We start from the raw sequence: 12283 nt of genomic DNA, 5'->3' as shown, positions 1-12283 counted from the left end.
CCTACAATGAAGTAAGACCGCATTTAGCTTTAAAAATGAAAATGCCAGTTGATTTATATGCAGCTTAAACTATATTTACAATGAGTTATTAATAAACCCAACTGTCAACCTATATCAGGACAAGACAACCAACACGAATCACTAATAACTAATCACTAATTACGAGTGACATTGCTTGATGAACAATATCTGCCTCTACAAAAGTTTCACCATAAGGTAAAAATCCTAAACTGGCATAGAGTGGCATGACTGTTTGCTGAGAATGCAAATAAAAGTAGGTAATTTCAGGATGGGCAATTTTTGCTTCTTGAATGATATGATGTACCATCTTACTGGCATATCCTTTTCCTCTGGCAGATGCTAATGTGGCTATCCGCTCTATTTTTATCCCTTTCTCTGTTTTGCGGTAACGGCCTGTTGCGACAGGCTTACCATCTTCCAATACTAAATAATGCTTGGCTTGGGCATCCAATTCATCAAATTCTTCGGAGGGTAAGCAAGCTTGCTCCACCACAAAAACCTCGATTCGGATAGCAAAAACCTCATGAATTTCCTCCAAAGATTTGGCTTGGATAATTTCAACCATCTTATTTCTCCTGTTTTCCATATGCCTCAATAATTTCTCTAACCAAACGATGGCGCACTACATCTGAGCCATCCAATTCGACAAATGAAATCCCTGTAATTCCTTTCAAAATATGAGCGGCCTCACCTAAACCAGACACTTGATTTTTGGGTAAATCTACTTGAGATTTATCACCAGTAATAATGGTTTTCGACTGAATACCCATACGCGTCAAAAACATCTTCATTTGCATGGAAGTGGTATTTTGAGCTTCATCCAGCAAGATAAAAGCTTTATTTAAGGTTCGACCACGCATATAAGCTAGGGGAGCAATTTCGATGGTTCTATTCTCAATGTAAAATTTCAATTTTTCCGCTGGAATCATATCTTCCAATGCATCGTAAATTGGGCGTAAGTAAGGATCTATTTTTTCTTTTAAATCACCAGGCAAAAAACCTAAGTTTTCACCTGCCTCTACTGCAGGGCGGGTGATAATGATCTTTTTGACTTCCTTATTTTTAAGCGCTTTAACCGCCAAAGCTACCGCCGTATAAGTCTTACCAGTACCCGCTGGCCCTATTGCAAATACGATATCGTTTTTACTAGCTGCTTCTACCAATTTACGCTGATTGGGAGTCTTTACTTTAATCACCAATCCCTTGGTTCCAAAAAGCAAAACGTCTTTATCTTCCACCCAAGGAGTTTCATTTTCTTCTCCAGTCGGGTTTAAGATCAAATCAATGTAGGCCTTCATGTGATTGGCCGACAAAGAACTATGTTTTTCTAAATGCTTGATACATTGATTGACGATGGCTTCCACCAAGGAAATTTGATCATCTGAACCGCGAACTGTGATTTGATCACCACGGGCAATGATTTTAGTCTGAGGAAAGGCTTCCGTCAATAGTGTTAAGTTGGAATTTGAGACTCCGAGAAAATCAACCAGAGACACATCCGTTAAGGCAATAATTTTTTCTAACAAGTATGAAAAAGTTAAGGTGAAAAATATTTACTAAAATAGAGAATTATTGAAATTTAATCGGATGATTAGAATGATATTTTTATCAAAATATTGTAAAATTGTAGTCTATGGAATCAAACAATCCCTCATCAATTTCTAAAAAGGCAAATTCTGGCTATAATCGTTCCAATCAACCTGCACGATTAAGTGATTTAGGCTTAGGAAAGCTTCCTCCACAAGCTCCTGAGTTAGAAGAAGCATTATTAGGAGCCTTGATGTTGGAAAAAGAGCCCTTGGCCAATGTCATTGAATTATTAAAACCTGAGACTTTTTACAAAGAAGCACATCAGAAAATATTTCAGGCCATTCAGGGATTGTTCCAAGCTTCACAGCCTGTCGACTTATTAACTGTTAACAATTATTTAAAAGTTAATGGGGACTTAGAGAAAGCAGGAGGGACTAGTTATTTAGCTCAATTAACTTCACGAGTAAGTTCTACTTCTAACGTAGAATTCCATGCCAGAATTATCATTGAGCAATTCATCAAACGCCAGTTGATTCACGTTTCTTCAGAAATTCAGCGTTTAGCTTATGAAGATACGACCGACGTATTTCAAATTTTGGACCGCATGGAACAAGAATTGTTCTCCATTGCGGAATCCAACATCCGAAAGAATTACGAAAGTATGTCGGATATTTTGAAGAAGGCCATTGATGAATTAGAGAAGAAACAAAAGCAAAAAAGTGGTCTTACGGGTATTCCTTCTGGTTTTACCGAATTGGATCGCCATACTTCTGGTTGGCAAAAACAAGAATTAATCATCATTGCGGCTCGTCCAGGTATGGGTAAAACAGCCTTTGTCGTTTCCGCTTGTCGAAATGCTGCTCTCGACTTTGGTCATGCTGTAGCCTTATTCTCTCTGGAGATGAGTTCTATTCAGTTGGTGAATCGTATTGTTTCTGCTGAAGCTGAAATTGAAGCTGAGAAGATTAGAAAAGGAAAATTGGAACCACATGAGTGGCAACAATTACACACCAAGATTGATAAATTATTTCAAGCACCTATTTATATTGACGATACACCTGCTTTATCCATTTTAGAATTAAGAGCCAAATGTCGTCGTTTGAAAGCTCAAAAGAACATTGAGCTAATTGTGATTGACTACTTGCAATTAATGACTGGAGATACTTCTGGAAAAGGGGCGAGTGGTAACCGTGAACAAGAAATTGCTCAAATTTCCCGTGCATTAAAGCAATTGGCTAAAGAGTTGGATGTACCAGTGATTGCACTATCTCAATTAAATCGTTCGACAGAAACGCGTGGTGGAAATAAAAAACCACAGCTTTCTGACCTTCGTGAATCGGGAGCCATTGAGCAAGATGCTGACCAAGTTATGTTCATCTATCGACCTGAGTACTATGGCATTACCACAGATGAACAAGGTAATTCCATTGCGGGAATGGGAGAGATCATCATGGCTAAAAACCGTTCTGGATCCCTAGAAAATGTGTGGTTGAAGTTCATCGGTAAGTTCACCAAATACTGTGATTTGGATTTCCAACCTTTTGCAGATGGCAATGGCAACGGAGTATTCAACCTAAGTGAATTAGGAGATACAGCCTCTCAATTTGAGCAAGGAAATAGTGATTCTGTTTTTAAAGGAAGTAAAATGAATTTACCTCCTGCAGATTTTGATCCTTTGAACGAACCTTTCTAGCTTTTTCTTAATCGTAAGCGAACGATGTTTTCCACGTGATGTGTTTGTGGGAACATATCGACTGGATGAACTACGTCCACTTCATAAGCTTCATCCAACCAAGCCAAATCACGTGCTTGGGTAGCAGGATTACAACTGACATAGACTATTTTTTCTGGGCGAACTTGCAGCAATTGACGAACTACATCTTCATCCATACCAGCACGAGGAGGGTCGGTGATAACCACTTGAGGCTTTCCATGAAGGGCGATAAATTCCTCTGTTAAAAGCTTTTTCATATCACCAGCAAAGAAGGAAGCCGTATCTATTTTATTGTGAATGGCATTCATTTTAGCATCTTCCACTGCCATTTCCACATATTCTAAGCCAACTACTTTGGCTGCATATTTGGCCAAAAACAAAGCGATGGTTCCTGTACCTGTATACAAATCATACACCAACTCATCTCCTTGTAAATCAGCATATTCTCTTACCAATTGATATAAACGTAAAGCTTGTTTGGCATTGGTTTGGAAAAAAGATTTAGGGCCAATCTGAAAATGCAAATCTTCCATTTGTTCTTCGATAAATGGCTTACCATGAAAACAAATGACATCTAAATCATGGAAAGTATCATTCCCTTTCTGATTCACTACATAATTCAATGAGCTAATCATAGGAAAATTACTTTGAAGGTAATTCATGACCAAGCTTATTTCTTCCTCTGTGGCATAAGCAAACTGCACGACTACCATCCATTCGCCAGAACTCGCATTACGTATAATCAAATTACGCAATGCTCCTTCTTGTTGATTTTTTAATTCATAAAATGAAATTCCATTGGCTTCAGCAAAATCGCGAACTCCATTTCGAATGGCATTGGAAGGATCTGGCTGTAAATAACAATGATCCACAGGTAAAATTTTATCAAAACGACCAGGAACGTGAAAACCAAGGGCATTCATGGAACCTAAATCATCTTTCCCAATCTCTTCATTGGTTAACCAGCGAGCAGAAGAAAATGTGAACTCCAATTTATTGCGGTAATAATAGGCCTCATCGGAGCCTAAAATTGGCTGAAAATCAGGTAATTTAACCTTAGCAATACGCTCTAAATTATCTTTAACTTGTCGTTGTTTAAACGCTAACTGAGCTTCATAAGAAACATGCTGCCATTTACATCCACCACAAACTCCAAAATGGGCACAAGGAGCTTCAGTTCTAAATGGAGAAAGGGCTTGAATGTTGATTGCCTGAGCTTGTTTAAACTTCTTTTTCGACTTCAGAATACGTAAATCTGCGATATCGCCAGGAGCAACGGTACCTTGTACGAATATAACTTCATCATTTACTTTCGCAATGCACTTAGCTTCTGCTGCGAAATCAAGGATGGAAATTTGTTCTAGGACTTGGGGGATTTTGTATTTTCTGGCGCTCATAAGGTAAATTCTGACACAAAAATAGGGCTTTCCTTTGGCTAGTCAATCAATTATGGGATAAAAGCTTAACTTTGAGATCAAATTTTGCATATGAAAAACAAAGTCGTCATCATCACAGGTGCCTCTTCAGGAATAGGAAAAGCCTTGGCTTTTGAATATGGAAACAAAGGAGCGCAAGTCATTATTACTGGTCGAAATGAAGCTAAGCTAGAAGAAGCAAAGGCAGCATTACAGGCAGCACATATTGCTTGTCAAGCCATCGTTTGTGATAGTAGTTCCGAAGAACAAACCAGAGCTATGATTGCTCAGGTAGTTCAAGAATTTGGGCGAATTGACATTTTGATCAATAATGCAGGAATTTCTATGCGGTCCATGTTTGAAAATGTTGATTTAAGCGTATTGAAGCAACTTATGGACATTAATTTCTGGGGAACTGTATATGCTACTCATGCAGCTTTGCCATACATTAAAGAAAGTAAGGGTGGAATCATCGGTATTTCATCCATTGCAGGATATAGGGGATTACCAGTAAGAACGGGTTATTCAGCTTCTAAATTTGCTATGAATGGCTTTTTGGAGGCACTGAGGACTGAATTATTAGAAACTGGTGTTCATGTATTAACGGCTTGTCCGGGATTTACCGCATCCAATATCCGAAATGCTTCATTAAACTCAGAAGGGAAAATTACTGGGGATTCCATGCGAGATGAGGAAAAAATGATGTCTGCAGAAGAAGTAGCGGCACACATTTATACAGCCTTTGAACAAAAGAAAAAGACCTTAGTATTGACCTTTCAGGGAAAACTGACCGTCTTTTTAAACAAATGGCTGAATGGCTTTATGGATCGATTGGTGTATAATACGTTGAAGAAAGAGAAAGATAGCCCGCTGAAATAGGTATTAGTTGTAAGTGATTAGTTATGAAATAAGTCTATTAATAATAACTAAACACTTATAACTAAACACTAATAAAAATGTAAAAGCCCTGCCCGACAATGTCAAGCAGGGCAGTACAACCCTTTTAACTTACCACTCTATTTTTTTTAGAGGTTAAACCTCTTAATTAAAGTCAAATTGAATGAGGAACTAGCTCCGTAAATACGGCATCAAATTCCTTACTTTTTTGTTCGAAATAGGAGGATGCAAAATCAAACTCTTGCATCAACATCAAGAAATAATTTTTTTCAAAAACTAAGAATTTAGAAGTCTGAAGAGTTTCAGCAGAAAAGGTGTGTTTCTTCCCTTCAAGCACTTCGCTGATTCCTAAAAAAATTGGATTGGCATGATAGATAATACCTTCTGGGGAATTGAACGACTTTAAGGCAATTTCACCTCCTTGAAAATAGAATACAAACTCCGCTTTTTGACCTTGACGGAACAAAAATTCGTTAGCTAAATAGTTGATTTCTATCCCGCTAGCCAGTACTTTACGTTCGGTCTCGATCATATGATCCATACTTTTTAAAAATTTGTATACGAAAGTAGATTTACTCTGGAATTAATTTCATGACAATGCTCATGTTTTAGCCTGCTTTTTATCATTAACAGAGCAGTTTTTTCAGAGGAACTTTGAAAAAAGATTGATTTTATGATGGAACAACCAGTCCATACCACCCTAACAAAAAACATTTGCTTTCACTGCGGAGAGCCATTTGTGGACGAAATCATCGAATTTCAAGAGAAAGAATTTTGCTGCCAAGGATGTAAAAACGTGTATGAGCTGCTGAATGACCATGAGTTAGGCACCTACTATACGTGTGATGTAAACCCAGGCATTTCACCCAGCAATCAAAATTTTGATTATTTAAATAAACCTGCCTTTCGGGATAAACTAATTCAATTTTCCAACCAAGAAATTTCCAAAGTCAGTTTTAACTTACCGAGTATCCACTGTAGGTCTTGCTTATATTTATTAGAAAATCTCTATAAACTGAATCCTGGTATTGTTAAAACTTCTTTAAATTTTGGCAAAAAAGAGCTAAGTATTTGGTTCAAAGAAAGTGATATCAGTCTAGGAGAATTAGCTTCATTATTAGCTAAAATTGGATATGAACCGCTTTTATCCGAGGAATCGGAAGGAAAAGAAAAGAAAAAAAGACTTTCTCAACAAACGCAACTCTTCATCAAACTAGGTGTTGCCGGCTTTTGTGCTGGCAACATCATGCTTTTCAGTTTTCCTGAGTATTTAGGTATTGAAGATGGAAGTTTAAAGAACTTGTTTGGCTATTTAAATCTAGTATTAGGCTCCATAGCTTTATTTTATTCGGGTTCAGATTATTTCAAAAACATTTGGGCGCACTTAAAACTGAAAAAAATCACAATTGAAATGCCCATACTTTTAGGGGTTATGGTTGGTTATTCCCGAAGTGTCTATGAAATTTTAAGTCATACAGGAGCAGGGTATATGGATTCTGTTTCTGGGCTTTTGTTTTTTCTTTTGGTAGGTAAATGGTTTCAACAAAAATCCTTTGATTTTTTATCATTTGAGAGAAAATACACCTCATACTTTCCCCTTGTCATTACTAAAATCATTGATGGTAACGAAGAAACCGCTCCATTAAGTGAAATTAAAGTAGGTGATCGTTTGCGTATTCGGAATGAAGAAATCATTCCTGCGGATGCGATTTTGATGAAAGGTAAAAGTAACATGGACTATAGTTTTGTGACAGGAGAAAGCGAATGGGTTCCTATTCAATCCGGAAACTTAATCTATGCTGGGGGCAAGCACCATGGAGAAATGATAGAAATTGAAGTCAAAAAAGACCTTCAACAGAGCCATTTAACCCAATTATGGGAACAGCAAGCCTTTAAAGATCCTAGTTTTAAACTGGAAAACTGGGAGAATTTTGCCAATAAAGTCGGAATCTATTTCACTATTGGATTAATTTCCTTGGCCACGGTGGTGGCTGCCTACTGGATACAAGTAGATCCTAGTAAATGGCAAAATTCCGTTGTTAGTATTTTAGTGATTGCCTGTCCTTGTGCTCTAGCTATTTCCTATCCCTTTGCTCTTGGTCATGGGGTAAGGTGGCTTTCTAAATTCCAATTGTATGTAAAGGATATTCAGGCTCTCGAGCGTATGGGACAGGTAGATACCATCGTATTTGATAAAACGGGGACCCTCACATTGGCCAAATCCGAAGCACCTAAAAGCTATTTACATCGCCAGCTTAGTGAGCAAGAATGGGATCTTTTATATTCATTATCGGTACAGTCTACCCATCCACTTTCTCGTCGACTTTGCGCTTATACCCAAAACTCTGGTACAAGAAATTTGGTTAAACTCTCTTCATTTCAAGAAATACCGGGTAAAGGTCTGGAAGCCCAATGGGGTGATTTGACGATAAAATTAGGGTCTGCCAAATTTTTAGGGATACATTATCATTCTCCACAGGATTTCTATTCTTCTGAATCTCAATTATTTATACAAATAGGAGAGGAGACCATAGGATATTTGGACTTTCCATGGGAAAACCGAGATGGAGTAGAGTTCATGTTACGAAAATTACAACATCAATATGAGGTGTATTTGGTTTCAGGCGACAAAGCTAACCATGCCGCTAGTTTAATAGATTGGTTTTCTACGGATGAGCACATGAAGTTTGAATGTAGTCCCATGGAAAAAATGGAATTCATTCGCGCATTACAATCCCAAGGAAAGAAAGTCATGATGGTTGGCGATGGATTAAACGATGCGGGTGCATTACAACAGGCTCATGTAGGGATAGCCGTTTCTGATGATCATCTGCATTTTACGCCTGCTAGTGATGCCATCTTACAAGGCCGTTCGCTAAGTCGATTACCCGAATTTTTGCAATTTTCAAAAAAGGCTCTTACTTTAATAAAAATGAGCTTTTTGTTATCCTTGGTATATAATGCCATTGGATTAAGTTTTGCGGTACAAGGCACATTGTCTCCTTTGGTTGCAGCTATCTTAATGCCAGTCAATTCCATTAGTATGTTAGTTATAGCCACATGGGGAATGAACATCTACGGTAAACAAGTTAAAAACCAATTGAAATCATATACCAGCCTGCATATAGCTGAGGAAAATCATATTTTAAGCCCTGATATAAAAAGAACTTTACAGCGTAGTGTGGAGTATTAAAACTCTTTCTGCAATCCTTGTTCTCTAAATTTATAATGCCATGGAAATAATGTACTTAATGATTTTTTTGAGTTTACTCATGGCCATCGGATTTCTCTTTGCGTTCATTTGGTTCGTACGCTCAGGGCAACAAGATGACCTCATTACTCCAGGAATGCGCATTCTTAATGAAGATAAAAAGACAATCAATTAATCTCAATTTAAACGCTTATGAAGTCACAAACGACTACTTTGGATCAATTCTCGTACGACAATAAAACCGTCCGGAATTTCGCCATTGCAACCATTATCTGGGGTATTGTTGGAATGCTTGTTGGGGTCATTATTGCCTCTCAGCTATTCGAACCTGCAATGAACGTTACTCAATATGGAACATTTGGTCGTATACGTCCGCTGCATACCAATGCAGTAATTTTTGCTTTTGTGGGTAATGCCATCTTTGCGGGTGTGTATTATTCTCTCCAAAGGCTTTTAAAAGCACGTATGTTCAGTGATTTTCTTTCGTCGTTCCATTTTTGGGGTTGGCAATTAATCATTGTGGCTGCTGCTATCACTTTACCATTAGGTATTACCACCTCACACGAATATGCTGAATTGGAATGGCCGATAGATATTGCCATTACTTTGGTATGGGTAGCATTTGGAATCAACATGTTTGGTACGATTATCAAACGTAGAGAGCGTCATTTATATGTAGCTATTTGGTTTTACATTGCCACATTCGTTACGGTTGCAGTATTACATTTAACTAACTCTGTTCAGTTACCAATCTCTTTCCTAAAAAGTTATTATGTATACGCTGGTGTACAAGATGCATTAATTCAATGGTGGTATGGCCATAATGCAGTTGCATTCTTCTTAACCACGCCATTCTTAGGTTTGATGTATTATTTCTTGCCAAAAATGGCAAACCGCCCCGTGTATTCATACCGTTTATCTATATTACACTTCTGGGCTTTGATATTTATCTATATCTGGGCAGGTCCTCACCATTTACTTTATTCAAGCTTACCTGATTGGGCACAATCTTTGGGGGTTGTATTCTCCATTATGTTGATTGCTCCGTCATGGGGAGGTATGATCAATGGTTTATTAACCTTGCGTGGAGCTTGGGATCAGGTTCGTGAAAATACCATTTTGAAATTTATGGTAGTGGGTATCACTACTTACGGTATGGCCACTTTTGAGGGCCCGATGTTAAGTTTAAAAAATGTAAATGCCATTGCCCACTTTACTGATTGGATCGTAGCACACGTGCACGTGGGTGCCTTAGGATGGAACGGTTTCTTAACCTTTGCCATGTTGTATTGGATGGTTCCACGTATTTTCCAAACAACGTTATTCTCTGAAAAATTAGTAAAGACTCACTTCTGGATTGGTACTTTAGGTATTGCCTTTTATGCAATCCCAATGTATATCTCTGGTTTCACTCAAGGTATGATGTGGAAACAGTTTACACCTGAGGGTACTTTACAGTACGGTAACTTCTTAGATACAACTTTGCAAATTATCCCTATGCACCAAATGCGTGCTTTAGGAGGCTCATTGTACCTTGTAGGTGCTATTTTAATGGCCTATAACTTATTTAAGACTATGGCTCAAGGTTCTCTTTTAGCTAATGAACCGGCAGAAGCTGCTCCTTTAGAAGTTATTGTGTCTGAAAAAGAAGTAAAAGGATTACACTGGCATAGCTGGATTGAAAGAAGACCTATTCAATTATTGATTGGTTCATTGATTATGATTTTAATTGGATCCTTGGTAGAATTGATTCCAACTTTTATGGTGAAATCCAATGTTCCAACGATAGCCGCTGTTCAACCTTATACTTCACTTGAATTAGAAGGAAGAGATATTTATATCCGTGAAGGTTGCGTAGGATGTCACTCACAATTGGTTCGTCCTTTCCGTAGTGAAACAGAACGTTATGGTGAATTCTCCAAATCAGGTGAGTTTGTTTATGATCACCCTTTCTTATGGGGTTCAAAAAGAACAGGTCCGGATTTACACCGTGAGGGAGGAAAATACCCAGATTCTTGGCACTATCACCACATGCGTGAACCAGCTTCTATGTCTCCTGGCTCCATTATGCCGGCATATGAATGGTTGTATGAGCAGAGTTTAAATACGTCACAAACTCAAGCTAAGTTACAAGCGATGAAGACATTGGGTGTTCCTTATGATGATGTTCAAATCAAAAATGCAGTTAAGGACTTGGAAGCTCAATCCAAAGAGATTCAAGCGCGTTTAGCTGAAGAAAAAATCAAAGTAGGGGCAGACAAGGAGATTATTGCTTTGATTGCTTATTTACAAAGATTAGGTACAGACATTTCTAAAAAATAAGACCATGTTTAAGCAATTTATTTCGACCATACCAGGAGCAGATTCCTACATGATTTTCTCTTTATTGGTATTCCTTGTATTCTTTGTTTTGGTAGGAGTCTATTTGTTCTGGATGGATAAAAAACATCTAGACAAAATGAGAAAAATGCCTCTAGAATAGGTCTAACACATTTTTGACAACATTTATTCATAACAATATGTTTAATTCATTCACAGAAATTTGGTTAATCAGCTTGATACTTTTAACAAGCATTTTGGTATTAATCGTAACCATGCAGCTTTCTTCTGCGCTTAAGAAATTAACCTTAGATCCTTCTAAGCAGGAGGAAGAAGTATCCTTAAGCTGGTGGCAGAAATTTACTGGATTAAAACCTTTGGAAAAGGAAAAAGATCTAGAAATGGAACATCAATACGATGGCATTGTGGAGTTAGATAATCCAACTCCACCTTGGTTCATGTATTTGTTTTACATTACTATTTTATTCGGTGTCGTGTATTTATTTTATTATCACGTAGCTCAAGATGGTAATATTCAAGAGGCAGAATACAAAACTGAGGTAGCTGTAGCGGAAAAAGCGAGAGAAGAATACATGAAGAAATTCGCTAACTCAGTCAATGAGGACAATGTTAAAGCGCTAAGTGCAGCAAAAGATTTAACAGAGGGATCAACTATTTATTCGACAAATTGCGTAGCTTGTCATGGTGATAAAGGTCAAGGAGGCGTAGGTCCTAATTTAACTGACGTGTACTGGATACATGGAGGTAGCATTAAGGATTTGTTTCATACCATCACCAATGGCGTTCCTGAAAAAGGGATGATTGCTTGGAACAAAACATTGAATCCAATTCAGATTCAACAAGTTTCTTCCTATATCCTCACTCTACAAGGAAGCAACCCTCCAGGGGCTAAAGAGCCTCAAGGAACGGAGCAAAAATAGTCATCTAAACTCAACTAATATGAAACAGAATGTTGGACGTACAGACAGAATTGCTCGCTTAGCTGCAGCGGTAGCTTTGGGCATTCTTACTTATGCTGGGATAATTCCCGAGAATTTGTCCGTAGTTGTTTATGTCGTTGCTGGCATCATTGCCCTAACAGGAATTGTTCGTTTTTGTCCTCTGTATAAACCTTTTGGTATAAGTACTTGTAGAGAAAAGGCTCCATTTTAAATT

General features: G+C 37.9%; 12 protein-coding genes. 8 read left to right on the top strand and 4 right to left on the bottom strand.

Annotated elements, in window-relative coordinates; all coding sequences use genetic code 11:
- Positions 1-148 precede the first annotated feature (148 nt).
- Complete coding sequence (locus tag G9H60_RS09695) at positions 149-586, bottom strand: GNAT family N-acetyltransferase (RefSeq protein ID WP_223143852.1); 438 nt, start codon at positions 584-586, stop codon at positions 149-151.
- A gap of 1 nt (position 587) precedes the next feature.
- A complete protein-coding gene (locus G9H60_RS09690) occupies positions 588-1547 on the bottom strand; it encodes a PhoH family protein (RefSeq protein WP_223143851.1) in 960 nt (319 codons plus the stop codon).
- 107 nt (positions 1548-1654) lie between these two features.
- Between G9H60_RS09690 and dnaB the strand changes: the two genes are divergently transcribed.
- Positions 1655-3244 carry a replicative DNA helicase gene (dnaB, locus tag G9H60_RS09685; protein ID WP_223143850.1) on the top strand — a complete coding sequence of 530 codons (1590 nt, stop codon included), beginning with the start codon at positions 1655-1657 and terminating at the stop codon, positions 3242-3244.
- Here the strand turns inward: dnaB and rlmD are convergent.
- Positions 3241-4662, bottom strand: coding sequence for a 23S rRNA (uracil(1939)-C(5))-methyltransferase RlmD (rlmD, locus tag G9H60_RS09680; RefSeq protein ID WP_223143849.1), 1422 nt, complete (start codon positions 4660-4662; stop codon positions 3241-3243). The genes dnaB and rlmD overlap by 4 nt on opposite strands.
- A 90-nt stretch (positions 4663-4752) precedes the next feature.
- Here rlmD and G9H60_RS09675 point away from each other — a divergent pair, with 90 nt between their 5' ends.
- Positions 4753-5559, top strand: coding sequence for an SDR family oxidoreductase (locus tag G9H60_RS09675; RefSeq protein WP_223143848.1), 807 nt, complete (start codon positions 4753-4755; stop codon positions 5557-5559).
- A gap of 172 nt (positions 5560-5731) precedes the next feature.
- Here the strand turns inward: G9H60_RS09675 and G9H60_RS09670 are convergent, their stop codons facing one another.
- Positions 5732-6118 (bottom strand): cyclic nucleotide-binding domain-containing protein, encoded by a 387-nt coding sequence (locus G9H60_RS09670; protein ID WP_223143847.1) that lies wholly within the window; start codon positions 6116-6118, stop codon positions 5732-5734.
- A gap of 132 nt (positions 6119-6250) precedes the next feature.
- On the opposite strand from G9H60_RS09670, the gene G9H60_RS09665 reads away from it, so the two are divergent.
- The 6 genes from G9H60_RS09665 to G9H60_RS09640 are packed head-to-tail and all read left to right on the top strand — an operon-like array spanning position 6251 to position 12280.
- Entirely contained in the window at positions 6251-8770 is a 2520-nt protein-coding gene (locus G9H60_RS09665) for a heavy metal translocating P-type ATPase (RefSeq protein ID WP_223143846.1), read from the top strand.
- A gap of 40 nt (positions 8771-8810) precedes the next feature.
- Complete coding sequence (ccoS, locus tag G9H60_RS09660; RefSeq protein ID WP_166373953.1) at positions 8811-8963, top strand: cbb3-type cytochrome oxidase assembly protein CcoS; 153 nt, start codon at positions 8811-8813, stop codon at positions 8961-8963.
- 17 nt (positions 8964-8980) lie between these two features.
- Positions 8981-11110 (top strand): cytochrome-c oxidase, cbb3-type subunit I, encoded by a 2130-nt coding sequence (ccoN, locus tag G9H60_RS09655; RefSeq protein WP_223143845.1) that lies wholly within the window; start codon positions 8981-8983, stop codon positions 11108-11110.
- A gap of 4 nt (positions 11111-11114) precedes the next feature.
- Entirely contained in the window at positions 11115-11270 is a 156-nt protein-coding gene (locus tag G9H60_RS09650; RefSeq protein WP_109323092.1) for a CcoQ/FixQ family Cbb3-type cytochrome c oxidase assembly chaperone, read from the top strand.
- Positions 11271-11307: 37 nt separating this feature from the next.
- Positions 11308-12048, top strand: coding sequence for a cbb3-type cytochrome c oxidase N-terminal domain-containing protein (locus G9H60_RS09645; protein ID WP_223143844.1), 741 nt, complete (start codon positions 11308-11310; stop codon positions 12046-12048).
- A 19-nt stretch (positions 12049-12067) separates the two neighbouring features.
- Entirely contained in the window at positions 12068-12280 is a 213-nt protein-coding gene (locus tag G9H60_RS09640; protein WP_223143843.1) for a YgaP family membrane protein, read from the top strand.
- Positions 12281-12283: the final 3 nt, after the last annotated feature.

The sequence above is a fragment of the Aquirufa aurantiipilula genome, assembly GCF_019923745.1.
GTDB lineage: Bacteria > Bacteroidota > Bacteroidia > Cytophagales > Spirosomataceae > Aquirufa > Aquirufa aurantiipilula.
The sequence above is the reverse complement of the archived record's forward strand: the minus strand, read 5'-3'. Positions and strand labels throughout refer to the sequence as shown.